Source organism: Brevibacillus ruminantium (assembly GCF_023746555.1).
GTDB lineage: Bacteria > Bacillota > Bacilli > Brevibacillales > Brevibacillaceae > Brevibacillus > Brevibacillus ruminantium.
The window spans coordinates 1,751,478-1,772,602 of the sequence record NZ_CP098755.1; the positions used below are offsets into that span (position 1 = coordinate 1,751,478).

General features: G+C 51.8%; 24 protein-coding genes. 16 read left to right on the forward strand and 8 right to left on the reverse strand.

What is annotated here, in order from left to right:
* Positions 1-38: 38 nt before the first annotated feature.
* The 4 genes from NDK47_RS08505 to NDK47_RS08520 all read left to right on the forward strand — a co-directional run bounded on the left by NDK47_RS08505 (position 39) and on the right by NDK47_RS08520 (position 3,993).
* Positions 39-1,052 (forward strand): ABC transporter substrate-binding protein, encoded by a 1,014-nt coding sequence (locus NDK47_RS08505; protein ID WP_251874401.1) that lies wholly within the window; start codon positions 39-41, stop codon positions 1,050-1,052.
* Positions 1,053-1,199: 147 nt separating this feature from the next.
* A complete protein-coding gene (locus NDK47_RS08510) occupies positions 1,200-2,249 on the forward strand; it encodes an ABC transporter substrate-binding protein (RefSeq protein WP_407653394.1) in 1,050 nt (349 codons plus the stop codon).
* A gap of 21 nt (positions 2,250-2,270) precedes the next feature.
* A complete protein-coding gene (locus tag NDK47_RS08515) occupies positions 2,271-3,203 on the forward strand; it encodes an ABC transporter permease (RefSeq protein WP_251874402.1) in 933 nt (310 codons plus the stop codon).
* Positions 3,196-3,993 carry an ABC transporter ATP-binding protein gene (locus NDK47_RS08520; protein ID WP_251874403.1) on the forward strand — a complete coding sequence of 266 codons (798 nt, stop codon included), beginning with the start codon at positions 3,196-3,198 and terminating at the stop codon, positions 3,991-3,993. The genes NDK47_RS08515 and NDK47_RS08520 overlap by 8 nt, the downstream gene beginning before the upstream one ends.
* 25 nt (positions 3,994-4,018) lie before the next feature.
* On the opposite strand, the gene NDK47_RS08525 is transcribed toward NDK47_RS08520, so the two are convergent.
* The gene (locus tag NDK47_RS08525; RefSeq protein WP_251874404.1) at positions 4,019-5,254 is read right to left on the reverse strand and encodes an MDR family MFS transporter; all 1,236 of its coding nucleotides are present in this window, start codon (positions 5,252-5,254) and stop codon (positions 4,019-4,021) included.
* A 121-nt stretch (positions 5,255-5,375) separates the two neighbouring features.
* Between NDK47_RS08525 and NDK47_RS08530 the strand changes: the two genes are divergently transcribed.
* From NDK47_RS08530 to NDK47_RS08565, 8 genes are all read left to right on the forward strand, one after another.
* Positions 5,376-7,178 carry an SgrR family transcriptional regulator gene (locus NDK47_RS08530; protein WP_251874405.1) on the forward strand — a complete coding sequence of 601 codons (1,803 nt, stop codon included), beginning with the start codon at positions 5,376-5,378 and terminating at the stop codon, positions 7,176-7,178.
* Between the two features lie 99 nt (positions 7,179-7,277).
* On the forward strand, positions 7,278-7,709 hold the full coding sequence (locus NDK47_RS08535; RefSeq protein WP_251874406.1) for a tellurite resistance TerB family protein: 432 nt from the start codon (positions 7,278-7,280) through the stop codon (positions 7,707-7,709).
* 208 nt (positions 7,710-7,917) lie between these two features.
* Entirely contained in the window at positions 7,918-8,412 is a 495-nt protein-coding gene (locus tag NDK47_RS08540; protein ID WP_251874407.1) for a hypothetical protein, read from the forward strand.
* A gap of 140 nt (positions 8,413-8,552) precedes the next feature.
* The gene (surE, locus tag NDK47_RS08545) at positions 8,553-9,353 is read left to right on the forward strand and encodes a 5'/3'-nucleotidase SurE (protein WP_251874408.1); all 801 of its coding nucleotides are present in this window, start codon (positions 8,553-8,555) and stop codon (positions 9,351-9,353) included.
* Positions 9,350-10,402, forward strand: coding sequence for a hypothetical protein (locus NDK47_RS08550; protein ID WP_251874409.1), 1,053 nt, complete (start codon positions 9,350-9,352; stop codon positions 10,400-10,402). The genes surE and NDK47_RS08550 overlap by 4 nt, the downstream gene beginning before the upstream one ends.
* Positions 10,403-10,592: 190 nt before the next feature.
* Complete coding sequence (locus tag NDK47_RS08555) at positions 10,593-11,081, forward strand: hypothetical protein (RefSeq protein ID WP_251874410.1); 489 nt, start codon at positions 10,593-10,595, stop codon at positions 11,079-11,081.
* A gap of 64 nt (positions 11,082-11,145) precedes the next feature.
* Positions 11,146-11,724, forward strand: coding sequence for an RNA 2',3'-cyclic phosphodiesterase (gene thpR, locus NDK47_RS08560; RefSeq protein WP_251874411.1), 579 nt, complete (start codon positions 11,146-11,148; stop codon positions 11,722-11,724).
* 89 nt (positions 11,725-11,813) lie between these two features.
* Positions 11,814-12,482, forward strand: a complete 669-nt coding sequence (locus NDK47_RS08565) for a hypothetical protein (RefSeq protein ID WP_251874412.1) — start codon at positions 11,814-11,816, stop codon at positions 12,480-12,482.
* An 87-nt stretch (positions 12,483-12,569) separates the two neighbouring features.
* Here the strand turns inward: NDK47_RS08565 and NDK47_RS08570 are convergent, their stop codons facing one another.
* The 5 genes from NDK47_RS08570 to NDK47_RS08590 form a co-directional block, all read right to left on the reverse strand.
* Complete coding sequence (locus tag NDK47_RS08570) at positions 12,570-13,046, reverse strand: chemotaxis protein CheW (protein ID WP_251874413.1); 477 nt, start codon at positions 13,044-13,046, stop codon at positions 12,570-12,572.
* 95 nt (positions 13,047-13,141) lie between these two features.
* Positions 13,142-13,462 (reverse strand): AzlD domain-containing protein, encoded by a 321-nt coding sequence (locus tag NDK47_RS08575; protein ID WP_251874414.1) that lies wholly within the window; start codon positions 13,460-13,462, stop codon positions 13,142-13,144.
* Positions 13,459-14,196: an AzlC family ABC transporter permease gene (locus NDK47_RS08580; protein WP_251874415.1), complete on the reverse strand. Its 738-nt coding sequence runs from the start codon at positions 14,194-14,196 to the stop codon at positions 13,459-13,461. Before NDK47_RS08580 ends, NDK47_RS08575 begins: the two co-directional genes overlap by 4 nt.
* Positions 14,197-14,202: 6 nt before the next feature.
* Positions 14,203-15,621: a MocR-like pyridoxine biosynthesis transcription factor PdxR gene (gene pdxR, locus NDK47_RS08585; protein ID WP_251874416.1), complete on the reverse strand. Its 1,419-nt coding sequence runs from the start codon at positions 15,619-15,621 to the stop codon at positions 14,203-14,205.
* Positions 15,622-15,813: 192 nt separating this feature from the next.
* Positions 15,814-16,335, reverse strand: coding sequence for an ADP-heptose synthase (locus tag NDK47_RS08590; protein ID WP_251874417.1), 522 nt, complete (start codon positions 16,333-16,335; stop codon positions 15,814-15,816).
* A 131-nt stretch (positions 16,336-16,466) separates the two neighbouring features.
* Between NDK47_RS08590 and NDK47_RS08595 the strand changes: the two genes are divergently transcribed.
* Complete coding sequence (locus tag NDK47_RS08595; RefSeq protein WP_251874418.1) at positions 16,467-17,153, forward strand: TerC family protein; 687 nt, start codon at positions 16,467-16,469, stop codon at positions 17,151-17,153.
* 7 nt (positions 17,154-17,160) lie between these two features.
* Here the strand turns inward: NDK47_RS08595 and NDK47_RS08600 are convergent, their stop codons facing one another.
* Together NDK47_RS08600 and NDK47_RS08605 are read right to left on the reverse strand one after the other, a co-directional pair.
* Positions 17,161-18,249 carry an HD-GYP domain-containing protein gene (locus NDK47_RS08600; protein WP_251874419.1) on the reverse strand — a complete coding sequence of 363 codons (1,089 nt, stop codon included), beginning with the start codon at positions 18,247-18,249 and terminating at the stop codon, positions 17,161-17,163.
* A gap of 150 nt (positions 18,250-18,399) precedes the next feature.
* Positions 18,400-19,017, reverse strand: coding sequence for a MerR family transcriptional regulator (locus tag NDK47_RS08605; protein ID WP_251874420.1), 618 nt, complete (start codon positions 19,015-19,017; stop codon positions 18,400-18,402).
* Positions 19,018-19,227: 210 nt separating this feature from the next.
* Here NDK47_RS08605 and NDK47_RS08610 point away from each other — a divergent pair, with 210 nt between their 5' ends.
* The 3 genes from NDK47_RS08610 (at position 19,228) to fabI (ending at position 21,083) form a co-directional block, all read left to right on the forward strand.
* Positions 19,228-19,962: a ZIP family metal transporter gene (locus NDK47_RS08610; protein WP_251874421.1), complete on the forward strand. Its 735-nt coding sequence runs from the start codon at positions 19,228-19,230 to the stop codon at positions 19,960-19,962.
* A gap of 72 nt (positions 19,963-20,034) precedes the next feature.
* Positions 20,035-20,202 (forward strand): hypothetical protein, encoded by a 168-nt coding sequence (locus NDK47_RS08615; protein ID WP_251874422.1) that lies wholly within the window; start codon positions 20,035-20,037, stop codon positions 20,200-20,202.
* A gap of 110 nt (positions 20,203-20,312) precedes the next feature.
* A complete protein-coding gene (fabI, locus tag NDK47_RS08620; RefSeq protein ID WP_251876063.1) occupies positions 20,313-21,083 on the forward strand; it encodes an enoyl-ACP reductase FabI in 771 nt (256 codons plus the stop codon).
* Positions 21,084-21,125: the final 42 nt, after the last annotated feature.

Consider the following 21,125-nt stretch of genomic DNA (forward strand, 5'->3'; position numbering starts at 1 on the left):
CAAGTTTAGCTTAGCTGAGACTAGAGGAGGAAGTTTAGATGAGAAAAGCAGTTACCTTTTTACTTTCTGCATGCCTGTTTACTGGATTGGCAGGCTGTGGCACACAACCAGGGCCGGACAAAACGGCCAAAACGGCTGCACCTGCAGCTGCCGGAGAAACAACCGTGAAGCTGGGATTGACCCAATTTGTGGAGCACCCGGCGTTGGACGCGATCCGTCAGGGGATCATCGACGGGCTGAAGGAATCCGGTTATGAAGAAGGAAAGAACGTAGAGATTGACTATCAAAACGCCCATGGCGATATGAATAATACGGTTTCGATTGCACAGAAATACGCGGGTGACGGCAAAGACCTGGTGGTCGCGATCGCTACGCCGTCCGCCCAAGCTGCTGCCAAAGCGATTGCGGACAAGCCGGTTGTATTCAGTGCCGTAACTGATCCGCTTTCGGCACAGTTGGTAAGTTCTCTGGAAAAGCCGGACAAAAACATCACCGGTACATCTGACAAGGTGTCAATGGAGCAACAGCTGGAACTGATCAAAACCTTCATGCCGGAGCTGAAAAAGCTGGGCGTGATCTATACCACCTCCGAGGTAAATTCCGAGGTGCAGGTAAAAGACCTGGAGGCAGCTGCGAGCAAAGCAGGCGTGGAAGTTGTCAAAGCCGGCATCTCCCAGCTTTCTGAAGTACAGATCGCTGCTCAAGGACTTGTCGCAAAAACAGACGCGCTCTTCATCCCGATTGACAACACCGTCGTTTCTTCGTTTGAAGCAGTTTTGGGAGCGGCTGAGCAAAGCAAAATTCCAGTGTTCGCCTCCGATACCGATACAGTGAAGCGCGGAGCAGTGGCAACGTACGGGATTGATTACTATAAAATCGGCAAACAGACAGGGGAAATGGCAAGCCGCATTCTGAAAGGCCAAGCCGTTACCGATACACCTGTAGAGGTTTCCAAAGAAGCTGATTTATACATCAATGAAAAGGCAGCTGAAACATTTGGGCTGACCATCCCGGATGCGCTCAAATCTCAAGCAAAAGAAATCATGAAGTAAAAAGAGAGAGCGAAAAGCTCTCTTTTTCCTTTTTTCCAACCTCTTTTGGGCGACTTCCTTTACAACCGTCATAATACAGCTTTCCATACCGTTTTAATCATGATAAAATTAAAAAAATTTATAAACTATAGGGGGCCAAGATTCATTATGAAAAAACGAAAATCTGTGCATCTGGTGCAGAAAATTCTGTGTCCTTTGCTGCTTTTGTCCGTCGCAGCATGTGGGCAGCAAAGTGCACCGGTAAACAATCCCACCCCAGCGCCTGCCGGAAATTCGGCACCTGCAACAACAGAAACCAAGCAGGTAAAAATCGGCATCGCGCAATTTGTGGAGCATCCGGCACTTGATGCAGCACGTGAAGGCTTTATCTCTCAAATGACGAAAAATGGATTTGAAAAAGACAAGCAGGTCGTGTATGATGTGCAATCAGCACAAGCCAGCATGGACACTTCGATCCAGATCGCACAAAAATTCAATGCGGATAAAGTCGATTTGATTCTCGCCATCGCAACGCCAACGGCGCAGGCATCGGCACAGACTACGAAAGAAATCCCGATCCTGTTTACCGCTGTAACGGACCCCGTTGAGGCTGGCCTGGTAAAAGCAATGGAGAAGCCGGAAGGAAACGTAACCGGTACCTCTGACATGAACCCGGTCGAAGAGCAGTTGAAGCTGGTCAAGGAACTGAAGCCAGAAGCGAAAACGGTCGGCGTGATCTACAGCTCCGGTGAGGTCAACTCCAAGGTACAGGTAGATGCAGCCAAAGCCGTTTCCGAGAAACTGGGACTGACCATTCAGGAAGCAGCAGTAACCAGCCCGACAGAAGTAAAGCAAGCGGCAGAGTCGATGGCTGGCAAAGTAGACGCATACTACGTGCCGACAGACAACCTGGTCGTGTCCTCTATCTCTGCGGTTCTGGGTGTAGCTGAATCTCAAAAAATCCCGGTCATCGCTGGTGAAGAAAACTCTGTAAAGAGCGGTGCCATCGCCACATACGGGATCGATTACACCAAGCTGGGTGAGCAAACCGCTGACATGGCTGCAAAAATCCTCAAGGGCGAAGCAAAGACTGCCGACATGCCAGTTGAGATGCAAGCAGACATGAAGCTGGTGATCAACAAAAAAGCTGCAGAGAAAATGGGCGTAACCATTCCGCAAGCCATGCTGGATCGCGCTGGCGAAGTATTTGAGCAATAATTGCAGTAACAGGAGGCTAATATGAACCTGGCATTACACGGAGCAATCGAACAGGGCCTATTGTTTGCCATCATGGCTCTGGGTGTTTACCTGACCTTTCGCATCTTGAATTTTCCCGATCTGACCGTGGATGGCAGCTTTGCACTGGGCGGCGCGTTGGCAGCCAGAATGATCATCGAAGGTACCAACCCATTTCTCGCTACCCTCGCGGCATGTATCGTCGGAGCGGCAGCGGGTGCCTTTACCGGCATTTTGCACACCAAAGGGAAAATCAATGGACTTTTGGCCGGTATTTTGACCATGATCGCACTCTATTCCATCAATCTTCGAGTTATGGGTAAGGCGAACTTGCCGCTGTTGCGAGAGGAGACGCTGTACACCTTTGTCAAAGGGCTGAATGTGCCGAATCTGGCGGTGGGAAGCTTCATGCTTCTCACCGGAGTCGCACTCGTCTTTCTCGTCGGAATTTATCTGCTCAAGATGATCATTGACTGGTTCCTGCAAACGGATCTGGGCCTCGATATCCGAGCGACCGGAGACAATTCCAAAATGATTCGCAGTTTTGGTGCCAATACAGATACGACTACCATCATCGGATTGTCCATATCCAATGCGCTGGTAGCCGTATCGGGCGCCTGGGTAGCCCAGTATCAGGGATTTGCTGACGTCGGAATGGGAATCGGGATGATCGTGATTGGTCTTGCCTCCGTCATTGTCGGGGAAGTATTGTTTGGAAGCTCGTCGATCTTTCGTGCAACACTGGCGGTTATCCTCGGCTCTGTCGTATACCGTCTGGTGATCGCGCTTGCCTTGCAGGCAGGTCTGAATCCGTCCGACATGAAGCTGATCACGGCTTTGATCGTGATCGTGGCATTGACCGTTCCGACGATCGCCAAAGGCGTCTGGAAAAAGCAATCGTTCCGGGCGGCCAAAGGAGGGAATGGCGGTGCTTAAAATTGCAGGAGTACGCAAGGTATTCAACCAGGGAACTGTCAACGAGAAAATTGCTTTGCGAGAAATTAATTTGAACGTCGCTCCAGGCGACTTTATCACTGTCATCGGGAGCAACGGTGCGGGGAAATCGACGCTGATGAACGTCATCTCCGGCGGCTTGATTCCGGATACAGGTAGTGTCGTCATCGACGGCAAAGATGTGACGCGCCTCGGGGAACACAAGCGTGCCACCTTTGTGGGACGGGTGTTCCAGGACCCGATGGCCGGGACCGCCCCCAACATGACGATTGAAGAAAATCTGGCGATCGCCTACGCGCGAGGCAAACGGCGCACGCTCTCCTTTGGGGTGAACAACCGCAAGCGGGAATTGTTCCGCGAGCAGTTGAAACAACTGGACCAAGGGCTGGAGAATCGGCTTAAAACAAAAGTCGGTTTCCTGTCAGGCGGGCAAAGACAGGCACTCAGTCTGTTGATGGCTACCTTCACGGAGCCGAAAATTCTGCTGCTTGACGAGCACACCGCCGCACTTGATCCGAAGCGGGCGCAACTGATCGTCGATTTGACCCAAAAGGTTGTGGAGCAGTACCATTTGACTACGATCATGGTCACGCATAATATGGAACAGGCGCTCAACATGGGAAATCGTCTGCTGATGCTGCACGATGGCGGCATCATTCTGGACATCCCGGAAGAGAAAAAGAAAACGATGAAGCCGCAAGACCTCCTGCGGGCCTTTGAACAAGCCCGCGGCGGAGAGTCGTTCAGCGAGGACCGCTATTTGTTGTCGTAGCGAAAACGATCGAGCGTGCCTCGTCTTACAAGCCTGAGCCTTCCCGAATTGCCGGGGAGGCTTTTTCTATCCGGCCGAGAAACAGATGTTGCGCGAGTGCGCCGATCAGAAGCAAAACGGCGACGCCGGAAAAGAGAATCGTGCCGTTAAAATGGAGCAGGATCATACTGCCAGCCAGAGGCCCCAGTGTTCGTGAGATATCCCAGTGGAGGCCGTAAATGGCAAAATAACGACCACGCATGGTTGCTGGAGCGATGCGCGAGACAAGCGTCAGCATATGGTTCAGTCCGATGCTCTCGCCCATCACGAGGACCAGCTGCATGCCCAGCAGCAAGGCGATGCTGGTTGCGTTGCCATAGACCCATGAAACGAGGGCAAAACAAAGGTAAGAAAAAACGATCAGATGTCGCGGATTCAGATGCGATGTGATCCGAACCAAGCCGTATTCAAAGAGGATCGCGGCGATGCTTTTGACGAGTGCCAGCCAGGCTAATACCTCCAGGTAATTGGCAAAGCCTTCCTTTAGATGGAGCTGCAGGTTGGTTTCTGATTGGGCGTAGAACAGGCTGATCGGCAAAGCCAGCACGAGCATCGACAAAACAGCCCGATGCCGGCCGAGAGTGGCCAGGGAAAAATGCTGTTCATTTGCTGGGGTTGATTCTGTTTCCAAAGGCTGCGGCTTATTTGTTTCGGGAACCTTCCACCAGATGACAGCAGCGTAAAGCAAGAGAGACAGGGCTGTGAAAAGGAAAGCAAGCCCGGGAGCTGTCTGATAGATCATGACACCGATCAGCGGCCCGATCGAGGCCCCGATATAGGTCGCTGTACTGAGAAGAGCAAAGGCTTCTGACAATTGACGGGAAGACATGCTGTCGGCCAGTACCGCTCGACTGGCCGGGATAAACATGGAGCGGCCGATCCCATTTAGAATATAGAGAAAGGCAAAGGCGAAAAGGGAACCGGCGAGCGCCATCCCCAGCATGCTGAGCGCCTGAATGATCAGTGCGATCAGCATCACCGGCTTTCGCCCGTATCGATCCGTGACCCCGCCTGCAATCAAGGTAAACAAAATATCGCTGGCCGGCTGCAGACCGATCACCAGCATGACGAGCGGGACACTTCCCCCGATCTTTTCATGCAGGTACAAAATAAGAAAGGGGGTAATCATACTGCGGGACATCTCGCTTAACCATTCACCGAACAGCCGGACCCAGAGGATTACAGGATAGCGGGAAAAAAGATGTGTAAGGTTTTTAGGCATATCTGGTATCCTTTCTGTATGTGGAAGTGGATGCTTCCGATTGTATGTGGAAAGCGGCAAGACAAAAAGGGTACAGAATCCGTTCGATTTTTTTCATGTTTTCACAGGAGGCCGTTTTTTGATGATTCTTTTCGAGCACTATCACCGTTTGTTTTCCTTTTATCGCGAGACAGAAGTCGCCCGACCGATTTCCGTGACCTTGGAGCAGGTGGCGGCTCAATTGTGCTGTACCAGGCGCAATGCCGCGATGACGGTGAAAAAGCTGCAGCAGCGCGGCTGGTTGGATTGGCGGCCGGGAGTGGGCAGAGGCAATGCCTCCACTATTACGTTTCGTCTCCATCCCCAAGACGTCGCGTTGTCATTGGCGCAGGAATTGATTTTGAGAGGCGATATCCGGGAAGGGCAAGACTTTATCGCTCGCTACCAAGAAGAGTGGGAGGGCCTCGGAGAAGCCTTTCAACGCTGGATGGACAGCCAGTTTGGCTTGCATGTTCGGAGGGGGCCCGATGCGCGAATGGATGTGCTGCGCCTTTTTGCTGACCAAGCTGTCCCTGTTTTGGACCCTGCCCGTGTGCTGCTTCGTTCCGAAGCCAATCTGGTGAAGCATGTCTTTGACGGGCTGATCCGCTTTGATTCCGAGAAAAATCAAATAGAGCCGGGGCTTGCTTTCTATTGGGAGTTGAGCGAAGACGGCAAAACCTATACGTTTTACCTGAGAAAAGGCGTATCCTTTCATCACGGCCGCATGCTGACGGCAGAAGATGTCCGTTTCTCCCTGCTGCGACTGGGCAAACAGGCATCGCCTCACAGATGGCTGATGGACTCCATCCAGGATGTGGTTGTGATCGATCCGTACATCGTCCAGGTCCATTTGCATACGCCCAACTATCTGTTTTTGCAGGCGCTCAGCAAAGAGTACGCTGCGATCCTTCCGCGAGATTACACGGAGCGGATGGGAGAAGAGTTCGCCCGCATGCCGGTGGGAAGCGGTCCGTTCCGCGTCGTGCGCAATGATGATTCCATGCTGGTGCTGGAAGCTTTTGCCCCTTATTTTGGAGGTCGCCCCTTTCTGGATCGGATCGAGCTATGGGTTGTGCCCGAACAAACAGGACCTCGTTCCCATGCCCATGCAGACATCCCGGCAATCGTCTATGCCCGGCCCAAGCATGCAGGGGGAGGGAATCATCTGCAAGCTTCCGGCAACTCCGTAGCTTGCATCGAACAGTGCTTTCAATATCTGGCTGTCAATTTGGCCAAGTCTGGTCCGCTTCAAGACACTGCCTTTCGGGAAGTGCTTGATCTGATCCTGGATCAGGGCGAAATGCTGGAGGAGCTGGGAGGGGAAAGAAAGCCATCGACGCGAGAAAGAATCCGGGCTGCCGAAGAAGCGCGTATGAAGGACAGCCGGATCAAAGGACTTCTTCTTGGGAGCAGCTATCAGGGGGAGAGGCTCACACTGTACACAATGCCGGAGTACGACCATGTCGAGGATGCGGAATGGATTCAAACGCGCCTGCAAAGGTACGGGATCAACCTGGAAATTCGTTATGTACCGGCTGCTGATCTCGCCTCTTCTTCGCTGATGCGTGAGGCTGATCTGATCCTGGACAGCGCCAATATGGATGAACGGGAGCATCTGTCGATCCTGGAGTTTTTGTTCGATGATACCGCGGCTCCGGCCCATTTTCTTTCACCAGAGCTAAGGACGCGCGTGAGGGAATGTGTAGCCCAGGGAGTCGCACAAAGTGACGAGAAAAAGCGGGATCAGCTGTGGCAAGAAATGATGAACTTGTTGGTCCGTGAACGCCTCTTTTTTCCCTTGTACAGCAATTTTATTGAGGCTATAGCCGATGAAAGACTTGGCGGGCTTGCCCTTTCTGCTTACGGGTGGCCGGACTTTTGTCGAATTGTGGTGCGAACGTAGAAATTTGTCACATTTTTGTGTGAAACCGCTTTCGTGTTTCATCGTATAATTAGACAAATGATAAACAACAAGAGAGACTTCTTGGTTTCTGGGGAGGTTATGGAATTGATCACGAAAACGGAAAAGGACAAACGGATTTTATTCGCATCCATTCGATTGATGATCTGCGTCGGCCATGCCGATGGTTATATAGGAATGAAAGAAGTAGACCGTATTCACGAGCTTGTGAACTCGGAGCACTTTACGCTGAGGGAACGGCAAATTTTGATGGATGATATGGATTATCCGAAACAGCCGGAGAGCATCGTTGCGGATATGGTCGACCTGACGCATACGGAGAAGCTCATGTTGCTTCGGCAGCTGTACAAGATCGCTCTGATCGACCACAAGCTGTCATTGGCGGAAACGCGGGAAATTCGCAGGATTTCCTGCTTGTTGGGAATTTCTCAAGACAAGCAGGTCCAGGTGGAGGAGTGGATCAAGGAAGGCATTGAGTGGCGCGATCGTTGGAAGAGCATCATCGAACAGTAAAAGCAGCTAGCAAAGCGAACGGCAGCTAGTAAACGGTAAAAGCAGCTAGCAAAGAGTAAGTGCAAAAGTAAAGCAGCTAGCAATCAGTAAAAGCACCTAGCAAATCGTAAAACAGTACAAACAGTAGACATCAGGTGTGCAAACTGACCAACAGGTTTGTCACACCTTTTTCTTTGCATACAGATTAGGGAAAAGGAGAGATGGCGAATTGAATATCAGGTGGATCATTTTTCTGCTTATCAGCCTTTTGGTGACTGGTTGTGGAACCCCTTCTTTGGACGAGCAATTGCAGGATTTGGCCTTTACCGTCAAAAAAATTCACTATGAAGTGACCGATTATACAAAGATCGATCCTTTTGAGGAAGGCTTGGCAAGGAACGAATTGATCAAACCATATCTGACAGAAAAAGCATACGACCTTTTTTACAAAAACAGGGAATCATACTTCCCTCTTGAGGTGGCTCGGCAGCAAAGCGTAAATATTCAGGTGAAAAACCTCAGCCTGGTAAAAGTATCAGAGGAAAATGATTTGCTAACCTATCACTACACGATGGACGTAGAGCTGCTTGCTCCAGACGGAAGCGTGAAAAAGACGCTCAACGCGACGGGACAAATGGATTTCAAGAAGGAGGGTGAGGGCTGGAAGGTGGCGCGGGACTGGGATGGGAATCTGATGATCGGGGAGTGGGAGGCGGGCGATTAAGTGTTTTTCGGATGAAAAGCCGCTTTCTCCCGCCTTTTTGGTACAATAAGGTGGAGACCCCTTTGCATCTATGCCGGTAAAAATCTCCCGGAGCAGTTTAGTGTGGGGCAGCAGCGTCACGAGAAGAGGGAGGAAAAGACATGTTGCGAATCTTGATAACGAATGATGACGGAATTGAGGCGCTGGGTATTCGCCGTTTGGCAGAAGCGCTTTTGGCATTAGATGATGTGGAGATTTTCGTCGTGGCTCCCGCCAGTGAAAAAAGCGGAGTGGGTCATGGACTTACCTTTCGGAGCGCGCTTTCTCCTACACCGCATTCTTTTTACGATCTGCCCGTAAAAGCTTGGGCGGTCGAGGGGAATCCTGCAGACTGCGTGAAAGGCGCCTATCACCTTCTGTTCGAAGAGGAGGAGAAGCCGGATATCGTCTTTTCCGGAATCAACGTTGGAACCAACCTTGGACGCGATATTTACTATTCAGGCACGTGCAGCGGAGCGAGGGAAGCCGTGATTCTGGGAATTCCCGGCGTGGCCCTCTCTTACGACAACTGGGATGACCAAGAGAATTACGGTGAGGTCGGGGAGATCATCCGTCCATTGCTCCAGATGTTCTGCGATCAGGCTCGCGGAGATAAGCTGGTACCTGAGGTGTTCTGGAACATCAATATCCCGCATCTGCCGAAAAAAGACGTTCGCGGTATCGTCCCTGCTGCTTTGGCGATGAATCATTATGAAGATAAGTACAATCACGAGGCAGAAGGCTATTGGCTGACCCGCGAATATCCGGCCCGCAGCAATCCTACACCGGAAGAAGATTACTACCTGGTCAAACGCGGCTATGTTTCCGTCACTCCTGTACATATTGACGCTACCGATCACGTGCTGCTGGAAAAAATGCATGAATGGCCCCTGGTGAAGAACTGGAGCGGCGATGTGAAATGACTGAACACGAAGCCTTGAGACCGGACTTGCTTCCCGACGCCAGCAGGGTGTCGCCCAGTCAGGAGACCCAGGGAGAAATCCTCGATCCGAAGCGTTATGCAGACCTCTATCAACTGGCGGAGCAGGAGGGCTTGCCCTACTTTGCCAGACTGGGAGCGAGCGGGGATGTTGAACTGTTTCTTGTGTTTGAAAGCATCGATGCCTTTTCGGAAGCGACCTGGGATGCGGTCTCGGTAGAATGCAAAACGTATCAAAGCAAGTTCCTGGCGGTGATCTGGACGCTTTCGGACCCGCTTCACCCGCTTGGCTTTCCGCTATCCTTTGACATCAAGCGTGCAGAGGAGCGCTTCATGGCTTTGCGGATGCTGGAGCAGGAAGAAGTGCCGCTTCACTATCTCTCCTTCGAAGAGGGGCGGCTTACCCATATATACACGGAAGCTATCTCCTTTTCGGACGGAGAAAAAAGGCAGGCTGAGCAGATGATCGAGGCTTTATTCTACGATCAGGCCGAAGCGCTTCCCAAAGAGGCAGAGGTACAAGAGGCTGCCGAAGCCCAAAGTGTTCCGCTCTCGTTTCTTTCGGATTCCGTTTTGCAGGAAAAAGGGACGGCGTACCTCGTCGACTTTGCCAGACTGCAGCAAAAACACGGGGAAGAAGAGGCCCAGCATCTGCTCATGAGCACGATCCATCAGGCCATATGGGTCATGCGGCGTCATGCACGGAGCGAGGTCAGGGAAACCTCCTTTACGATTTGGGCGGCTGAAAAGGAAGGGCTGCTGAGGATGATTGTCACTCCCGAGATGTCTGAGCTTTTTGAAGTCGTTCATATGACAGAGGAGGAAGCCAACCCGTTTTCCCGCTTCCTCTTTACGCTTCCGGAGTTTCTTTCTACCGAAGAGACTGTTCCGCTCGGGTGTGGAGCCTATCCGTTGATTCGAGTGGAAGCAGGCCGACTGTATCACATCGAGCTGGACGAAGCAGACAATGCGCGCCTGGGTAAGCTGTATGTTCAAATTTTCCCACTGGCTAAAAATCCTTACGCCGGGTAATCAAATGACGCTGACAAACAATAGCAGCGAATAGCAGCGCACAATGCGTGCCGTGAGAGTTTCGACAAAAGGGCTGCGATGACGGATTTCTGCCGCGTGAAAACGGGAAAAGTAGTCACCTTTCAACAAAGGAAAGTAAAGACTTCAGTGCGAATGAGTAGAGAATGATTTTCCAGGGAGGGTGAGTAGGATGTACACGGTACAACCTGAGGTTTTGGAGGCAGTTTCCGACTGTGCCCGTCTTTTTCAGAACGAGATCGAAATGATGGCAGAGACATTTTTACTTACGATAGATGGCCGTTTTCCCGCTTTGGACCTGCAGGTGCATCCTCATTTTCAGGCAACGCTTGAGTATGCGCTCTGGGCAGAGACCGGTGTGATCGCTGTCAAAGCAAAGCTGAACATGGACAAAGAGGATCTGACCAGCTGTGAATCCGTGATGGTGACGATGAAGTTCTCCCTTTCCTGTGATCCACAGACAGATGTGGAGCGGAAAAAAGAGCGTATTGAGGAAATCCTCTACGGGGAAGCAGAATTGTTTTGGGGGATACAGCCCGCTGGTCACAACGAGCATATCGAGCTGACCCTCTCCTTTCAGGCGAAGCCTGGCGCGAGCAGGATGAGTGAATACGCTCGCTGCGTGCTGGGAATTATAACAGGAAAGATGATTGCGGCCTAAGGCTCCCCGTCCCGACGGGCGAGCCTTTTTTACGCTCAGCCTATGAACAGAGGAGGGCATTGGGATGCGGCTATTTGTGGCATTGGAAATACCTGAGGTCGCAGCACAATATATCGAACAGGTACAAAAACAGGTACGTGGCGAAATCCGGGCAGAGCGTTGGCAATCCCTTCACAATCTTCATCTGACCCTTCATTTTCTGGGAGAGGTGGAGGAAAAGCTGGTTCCGGACATTAGCCGGGATATGGATATCGTCAGTGAGATCATCCCCCCGTTTACGCTCAAGGTCGGCGGGTTTGGCGCTTTTCCAACCTGGGAGCGTCCCCGTGTCCTGTGGCTGGGGCTTCGCGGGCAAATCGAGCCGTTGAAGCAGCTCCACCTTTTGCTGGGAAAGCGCTTTGATCTGCATCCGGGCTTGAGCTATGACCAAAAGCTCTACCGCCCCCATATCACGTTGGCGCGAGGGCCGAAGACAGGGCCACAGGGTGTGCCTGCAGCAGAATGGAATGAGCGTTTTCTCTCTTCAGAGCCTCCCGAGTGGCAAGTGACTCGTTTTCATCTGTTTCGATCAGAGCTGCGACCGGAAGGGGCGAAGCATTCCATCCTGTACACGAGCACGTTTGGCAAAGATCACGGCAAATAATCGCCACCCCATGAATAAACTGGTAGAGAGAACTTTGGCTCAAACCGTGTGAGACCAGGGAGAGCCTGCCAGAGGGTGGTGGGTATCGGATGAGTGAATTCACGACCGGCATGTTATATCCTCGCAAATACGAACCGAAAGTGTTAATCGCCTTGCCTAAATCGCGGCAGCCTTATTTTCACCGAAACATCAACCGGGACTGGAATGCCTTTTTTTTGCGTGACGAGTGGCTGGAGACGGCCCAGACCCTGCAATTTATTCTGCAGCTGTCCCGTCAGTGTGTTCCGCTGCTCTGGTTCCATGACTCGGAAGAAAATGGCTGGGGGTATCGGCTCTTCGATGCGGGTTATGAAGTCTCTTCCGCCACGATCAGCTATACCCTTGATGCGGATATGGCCGAGAGCGAATTCACGCGACTCTATCCCCATGTTGAGCTGCACGACGCGATACTGGAAAGTGAGGATGTAAGGCAGACGTATGAGGATATATTAAACCGAACCATCAGATCCGAGGAATACCGAAGGGAAGTGAACAAAGGGATTAACCGGGTATGCCCGGCCTGCTTCGGCCGGATCGTCAATCCCAAACAGGTACAGCAGCTTCGCTCGCTTTTTGATATACAGATGCTGACGGAAGTCGACGAAGAAACGGGGGCGTCCCTGTTGTACGACTCTGTGGATTTGTTCAAGGAGATTTTGGGGATTGAAGAGATGATTTGGGTCAACTATGCCTACCTGGCAAGCGGCGGGCAGAAATAATGACCCGGTTTCCGGCGACGAGGGAAAAGGGGCAGAAAAGGAAAACAGGCGGCTGAGAGCACGCCTGTTTTTGTTTGGTTCCAATCGTCATTTTTTCCACTGGGAGAAAATTTCATCCACATCCAGCAGCATGATCAGCTTGTCCTTCAAACGAGCGATCCCGTTGAGGAATTTGCCATCCACTCCGGCGACGATCGGCGGGGCAGGCTCTACCAGTGAGGACGGGATGTGCATGACCTCGGAGACGGCTTCGACGACGATCCCGATGTTTAAGCCTTCGAGCTGCAAGTCGACAAAACGGCTCTCTTCGGTGAGCGGAATCGGCTCCAGGCCAAACATGGTTCGCAGGTTGATAATCGGCAAAATGCTGCCGCGCAGGTCGATAACCCCTTCCACATAAGGGGGAGATTTGGGAAAACGGGTAACCGGCAAAGGCTTGATGATTTCCTTTACCAACGAGATTGGCAAGCCGTAGTACTCATTTCCCATTTGAAAGAGAATGGCATGAACCGTATCTCCCTCTGTGTTCCAATCCGTATCTCCGTGTTGTTTCACCGTTTCCATTACCAGGTCCCTCCCGAAATCCTTTTGCAATCTATACCCGTATTGTACCACGGCCAAACCGAACGGGGAGGGAATTTTTCACAGAACTGCGCAATTTACCAGGGAAAAAGACCCAGGGAGGAGACGACGACCAGCCCCAGACTGACGCCAAAACTGAGAAAGACATTCTTGCTGATGGCCATCATGGCTAAGCAAACCAGACTGGCGACAAGATACAACGGCTGGATGACAAATGTACCCGCATCCACAAACAGCGAAGGAAAGACCAGGGATGCAAAAATACCCAAGGGAATGAAGCTGAGCCCGTTTTTCAGGCGGGCAGAAAAATGCTTGCTGGGCAAGCGAAGAAAGGCTCGCCGGGAAAAATAGGTGATGGCTGCCATACTGAGAAAAAGCAACAAGCTCTCTGTCGTCATGCTGATTCCACTCCTCTGTTATCTTCCGTCAGATGATCGGCCTCTTCTTTTACCGGCAGCAAATAGCCGATGGCAAATGCCAGGCAGCCGGCGATCAGCACGGGCAGTCCAGTTGGAACGACAAAGGCCAATCCCACGGAGACTGCACCGCACAGAAGAAAAGCGAAGATGCGGATGACGGAAGAGAGTTGGTAGTAGGCAAGCGCCAAAAACATCGCTGTGAAGCTAAAACCCAGTCCGAGTGAAGCGGGATCAGGAATCCAGTTGCCTGCCGCCGTTCCCAGCAGGGTGCCGCCGCACCAGCTCGCATAGAGACTGACACTGACGCTGACGATATAAGGAAGATCGCTTTGATGATGGCGAAAACGGTTCAGCGTGATCGCGTACTGCTCGTCTGTCAGAAAAAAGGCGAGCGCGTTGACCTGCGAATTGGTAAACCGCTGATAATGCGGCGAGATGGACAAGGCCATCAGGAAATGTCGAAGATTTAGCAGGCAGGTGGTCAGAATAATCGCCCACATGCCCGCGTGCTCGGCAATCATGGAGCTGGCGGCAAACTGTGCGGCTCCCGAGTAGACAAACAGGGACATCGCCAGGGTTTCCCAGGAAGTAAGACCGGCTTGCCCGGCAATCATTCCATAGATCGCCCCAAACAGAATATAGCTGGCGATCAAGGGTGCGGCGTCCAGCAGCCCTTGCTTCCAGGTTGAGGCCAGGGGTGGTGCATTTTTCATAACATGTTACTCCTTTCGTGTTTGCAACACATCGTCAATAATCCTCATGCCGCGGTCGATTTGCTCTGAGCGCTCATGGGTAAAACAGAGCCGGATAAAGGGCTGTTCGGCTTCGCGTGAAAGAAACATATCGCCGCAGGTAAAGGAGACGCCCTGTTTGGCACAATCGTTCATCAGCTTGCGAGCGTGAATCTCTTCCGGCAGCGAGACCCAGAAATAAAAACCGCCAGCGGGGTGTTCGTAGCGAATCCCGAGAGGAAAGAACCGATCCAGATGACCGGCCATGATGGCCGCCTGTTCCCTGTACTGCTGACGGACGACCTCGAGATGCGGCTTCAGCGCCCCTTCCCGCAGGAAAGCGGCCAAGGCCAACTGCCCCAGTGTATTGGTGGTGATCGACAATTCTTTCATCCGTGTAAGCAGCTGGGCAAAGGGACGATTGGCAGCGACCCAGCCCACACGCAGACCGGGAAAAAGCAGCTTGGAAAAGGTGTTCAAATAGATGACGTTCCCCGACTGATCCAGCGATTTCAGCGAGGGCGGCGGCTCCTTTTCCAGGTGCAGATGACGGTAAGCATCATCCTCCACGATGGGCAGCTCGTATTTCTCACTCAAGGCAAGCAATTGTTTACGCCGGCTCAAAGACATCGTCCATCCGGTTGGATTGTGGTAGGTCGGCACCGTGTAAAGCATGCGGGGGCGGCAGCGGGCCAGGATCCCTTCCAGCACATCGATGCGCATCCCCTCGGCATCCATCGGTACGGGGACAATTTGCATGCCCAGCGATTGAAAGAGCTGAAGGGAACCGAAATACGTAGGCATTTCTGTCACCACCAGATCACCCGGCCTGGCCAAAAGGGAGGTGATCAGGAAAAGACCTTCCTGTGACCCACTCGTAATCACGATCTGTTCAGATGATGAGATTTGCTCCATGTCCATCCAGTCGACGAGATGCTCGCGCAGCTCCGGCAGCCCTTGCACAGAGGTAAAGTAGTAGGAATGAAGCTGTTCAGCCGAACTTTTGACGTAGTCGGAGAAGCCTGACGATTCCAGCGTGTGCTTGCCGCCGTCACCGTGAGCGAAATTGATGGTATCCGGATATTTATCTGTCACAGCCAGAAGCTCTGCCATATGGGAGGGAGCCGAGGCCAGTGTACTATAGGCACGCTGGTGCCAATGATTTCGGGGACTGGCATAGGCGGGAGTCAATGCCTCGACAAACCGCCCGCTGCCCATTCTGCTAAAAATCAGACCCTCTGCTTCCAGTTCGGTGTAAGCGCGGACGATGGTGTTGCGGCTGACCTCCAGTTGTTCTGCCAGTTTTCTCTCTGGCGGCAAAGGGGAGCCAATTGCGAGTTCTCCGCTTAAAATCTGATAGCGCAACTGGTTGTAAACACGTGTATAAATCGGTTTGCGTCCCATCATGTCGCCTCTTTTTTACGCATTCTATTGAACATACTATACGCGCAATTCAGCATGAATAAAAGAGCCAATTTTCTTGCAAAAAAAAGCCACAGACCAAAGGGGCAGTTTGCTGCCGGTCTGTGGAAAATGAATATGCCGTCCATGAAAGCGGTAAGGATCAGGCATTTTTGCGTAACCAGGATCGATTTTCTTTTACGGTTCGCGCAGCTGCTCGATGGAGATGCCCTGTTCCAAGGCAAACTCGAAATCGTCGATATCATAAAACTGGACAGGCACGACATACTCCAAAATCCGATCCTCAAAGTCAGGCTGGTCTGTAATCAGCGGGATGTCAAAATGCATGCCCGTCAGCAGCAGCTGGGTTTCTACGGGGTCAAACAGCTCGCCCCAAAGCGCATTGTCCTCTACCTTTACGACGTTTAGCGTAACCCCGTTAGGAAAGGTAAATGGGATGCTGGACCAGGGTGCGACCAGCCCTTTTTCCAGGCGCTTGCGGTTGAAAGGATCAGCAAAGAACTGGCTCATCTCTTGCATCACACGCCGGACGTGCAGATCGTCCTCAGGATCTGGCATGATCGGTTCAGGACTATGGTAAAATTCATCCAATTCGTAGATTGTCGACGAAGGGATAAAATATTCAACTGGTTGCGAAGGTGCCATCAATTCTCCGTAGATGGCCAACATGATCGCTTCGATAACGAATTGTTTCGACATTTCGACAACCCTCCTCGCTACCATCATACTAAAAGTAACGGTTTGACAACAACCCTGGACAGGCATAGGATATCGTTGATTTTTTATACACGGATCGTGGAAGACTAAATGTCGACAAGGGGGCGCAGGTATTGTTGGAACCGGCTTTTTTTTCAGCACTTTTGCTCATCATCACGATCAATATTGTCCTCAGCGGAGACAATGCAGTTGTCATTGCCATTGCCTGTCGCAGACTGACACCGCCGCAGAGAAAGAAGGCGATTATCTGGGCTACCGGTTTGGCTATCATCGTCCGTATCATCGCAACGGCACTGGCTGTCTATCTATTGAAGATTCCCTATCTGTATCTGATAGGCGGGCTTATCCTGATCTGGATCAGCTACAAGCTGCTGCGCGAGGAGGAGGGAAGCGGGCAAATAAACGCCAGTGACAATCTGGTCCAAGCGGTAAAAACCATCGTGCTTGCCGATGTCATGATGGGGCTGGACAATGTCCTGGCGATTGCCGGGGCAGCCGGCGGGAACATGCTGCTGATCATCCTGGGGCTCTTGATCAGTATTCCGATCATGGTGTTTGGCAGCCAGTTGATCCTCAAAGCGATGGAGCGCATCCCGTGGCTGGTTTATTTCGGATCGGGCATTCTTGCCTGGGCAGCAGCCAAAATGATTTTCGAGGAGAGACTGGTAGCAGAGTGGGTCCAGGGGAAATACGGGGTGGAAGAGGCTTGCAAGATCGTGATTGTCAGTGTTGTCCTGGTTTTGGGTTATATCCAGCGGAAGAAAAGCAGCGAAAGAAAAACAGCCGAGCAAAGGCCTTAGTGCATCCCTATACCGATTTGACGATTGTGATGCTCATGCAATCCTTGTGATAGAGATCCAATTCATACGGGGAGGCGACGGGTGAGCCGTCCGGTTCCCGGAGAATTCTGACGATGGGGCGGTTGACTGCAAGCGGGTTTACCTCTGAGACGACGCCGATGTGACCGGTATTGAGCTGGACGGTGGAGGCGATGGGATACACGGCCACATGCTGCAAAAACAGTTTCACCAAATCCAGGTCAAACATGCTGTTTCCAACAGCAAAGAGAAGCTCTGTTGCCTCACTGGGAGAATACCCGGTGCGAAACGGGCGGGGGGAAATCAGCGCATCGAACACGTCCGCAATCGCTACGATTTGGGCGTATTCATGTATCTGCTTGTCTTTTAATTGGCGAGGATATCCGGTCCCGTCATAGCGTTCGTGATGCTGCAGGGCACAGTGGGCAGATAACAGGGAGATGTTGTACTGCGTACGCAAAAGGTTGAAGCCATCCTCTGTATGGTAGCGAATCCGCTGTCGTTCTTCTTCATTCAACTCTGTCTTCTTGTTCCACAATTCTTTGGGAAGCTGCGTCATGCCGATATCAAACAGGAGAGCCCCGATTCCCAGTTCCATCAACTGCTGCTGGTTGTAGCCTTTTGCCAGACCAATAATACCGGCAAGTACGGAGACATTGACCGCATGATGGAAAAAGTAACCGTCCAGGGTGTGCAGATTGCACAGGTTGACCAGAATATCCCGGCGGCTGCTCAAGTCGCTGAGAATATCGCCAAACACTTTTTGAAAAATCTGTCCCAGGTCGGGAAGAGAAGTGCGGCGCTGCAGGGTCTGTTTTTCCATCAGCCCGGTCATGGTGGAGTAGATCGCATCGACAGCCTGCTTTCTGGTTTCATCACGGATCGAGTCTTCCGGAATGATGTCCTCCGTATCCTTGTCTTCGATGTACAGCGTCTCAATACCCATGTTGATCAGGCGTTGAATATAGCGGTCAGTCAGTGCGACGCCATGGCCCAAAAGTACATTGCCATTTTCCAGAAAGATTGTCTTGGCAATTATTTCTCCGGCTTTTACTGAGTGGATATGTACTTTTCTCACACTGCATACTCCTGTCTTTTGAGTATATTCTCTCAAGATATGTATCGTTTCAAGCGAGGTGATTAGATAAAATATAGCACAAAAGACCGTATTCTAAAAAGTTTTTCACAAGAAAACACGACTTTAGAACCATGAAAAAAGCAGGGCTTTTTACTGCCCTGCCGTGATATTTCGATTTGAGCGGGTGAACCAGCGAAACGGGTTGAGGGACCAACGGGTTTGATAGCGATCAAAACGCTCTTTGCGGCGTGTCAGGCGCTGCTGCATCAAATCCATTTCAAAGGTGACACGGCGCATCTCCAAACGCAAAGATTCCTGCATTTCTTCGATATCAGTCAGCTTTTGCAAGAGAGTGGACTGCATGTGATTCATATCAGGCAGTTGAGAGAGCTCCTGCTGAACCTGGATGATCGCTTCTGAGATGGTACTATGCATCCCCGGGGAAGCAGCAGAAACTGGCCCGGTAATGGCTTCAGCCAGCTCATCCGCAACAGCCACTTCACTTTCTGTCAGAATTGACGCCGGTATGAGACCTTCCTCGATGAGCTGCCGCTGGATTTCACGAAGCGAGAGCTTTCCCTCTTCCTTTCTCAGTTTCACCTCACGCAGTACAGAAAAACCTGTTTCACTGATCAGGTAGTGACCCTGCGGATTTTTTAGTCGTTCCTGCGCGGGAACAAACATGTCCAGCCAATTTCTCAAAGTCCGCACATGCACATCTAGCCGATCTGCCACTTCCTTAGAAGCCATCCACACTTGAACATCCATTCGAATCACTCCTTTTCCCCATCAGGGATTCCCGGTTGCCTCATTATAGCACCATTTTTTTCCCGGTAAGAGATTGTCGACAAAGGTTCTAAAAACTAGTGATTTTTCGGCTAATTCGGACAGGCTGCCGTACTTTGTCGATACACATAATGCATGGGACATGCGCGTAGAATGGAAAGGACATCACCCGGAAGAAGGGAAGGCGGTCTGATGCAGCCATACATCCCACTTGTCCTGCTGTTGGCTGCGGTGGCCAGCAGCATTGGCGGTCTGCTGTTGTGCGTGCGGTCTTGGTCAGAAAAATCTCTCTTTGCCATGATTAGTGTGGGAGCCGGTCTGCTCCTGGCGATCACCCTGATGGATATGCTCCCACATGCCTTGCTCGCGGGAGGGGGACGGGTCATGCCGTTTGTCCTCATCGGTTTTTCCCTGCTGTTTATGCTGGACTGGTTGGGGCATTCCGGGGCAAAAGAGAGCACATCAGGCTATGCGGGGATCGTTGGGGTTTTGTCCGGATTTTTGCTCCATGCCTATGTGGAGGGAATTTCGCTTCTGGCCAGCTTTTGGGTGAATTTGCAGGTAGGCTGGTCTGTGCTGCTTGCGATGCTGCTCCATAAAGTGCCGGATGGAGTGACAGTGGCGTCGCTTCTGCTGGCTGTGACGCGTTCGCGGAAAAAAGCGTTGTGGGGTGCTACAGGACTGGGTATCGCCACGCTTGCAGGCGCCTTCAGCTTTCAAATCGCAGAGCCGTTTCTGCGGAAAGAGTGGCTTCCCTTGCTGATGGCCTTGGCTTCCGGTGTATTTCTTTACGTTGCGGCCAGTCATCTGATCCCTCTTATCCTGCGGGAGCGGGACAGAGATCTGGGTCTATTTTTTATCGCCGGAATGGTCGCCTATCTTTTGCTGATGTCTTTTTTTCACCAAGGTCCGCATCAGCATGCATAAACCTCTTTCCTGCTAGTTAGTCTAAGAACATACATTTTCGAGCAGCTTGCGCAGGAAAGGAGCGAAAAAACATTGGGGCAACGTGAAGACTGGCCGCATCAGGAAGAAGAGTCGCAGATGAAGGCGGAATTCCCGGAAAACGGTACACCCTTGAATCCGGTAGAAGAGCCCTGGGCGTTTGCCGACTCAGCCGCCGCTTCTGTCGAAAATCTGGCAGAATCCATGCAGCAGGGAGAATAGCCTGTCTTTCGGCCCTTTTTGCGAGGTTTTCCCCTGAATTGCTCTCGTAACCGTAGACAAGATCGGTTATAATGGCAGGGAAATACGTAGGAAGGGGCCGATACATAATGATGAATCTTCTTCAAGGAAAAAATATTGTGATTATGGGCGTGGCCAACCACCGCAGCATTGCCTGGGGAATTGCCCAATCCCTTAGCAAAGCCGGGGCCAACCTGATTTTTACCTATCAGGGGGAGCGCTTGCGCGAGAACGTAGCCAAGCTGGTGGAAGAGCTGGAGGGTGAATCCCTGCTGATCAACTGTGATGTGACCAAAGACGAGGAAGTGGAAGCCGCTTTTGCCGAAATTAAGGAAAAAGTAGGCGTGATCCACGGATTGGCACACTGCATCGCATTTGCCAAAACCGAGGAGCTGGAAGGCGAATTTGTCAATACTTCCCGGGATGGATACGCACTGGCTCAGGACATCAGTGCCTTCTCACTCGTCGCTGTGGCGCGGGCAGCTCGTCCGTTGATGAGCGAAGGGGGAAGCATCGTGACCATGACCTATCTGGGCGGCGAACGCGTCGTGCCGAACTATAACGTCATGGGTGTGGCCAAAGCCGCGCTGGATGCTTCCGTACGCTATCTGGCCAGTGACCTGGGCAAGGAAAACATCCGTGTCAATGCAATCTCTGCAGGGCCGATTCGCACGCTGGCAGCAAAAGGGATTCGCAACTTCAACAGCGTCTTGAAAGAGATCGAAGAGCGCGCGCCGCTGCGCCGCACCATCGACCAATCTGAAGTGGGCGACACGGCATTGTTCCTGATGAGCCATCTGTCCCGCGGAATTACCGGTGAAATCATTCACGTAGATGCCGGCTACAGCATCATGGGCAAATAAAAAGCATAACAAGAATAAAAGGCTCCCGTTATCCGCATGCTA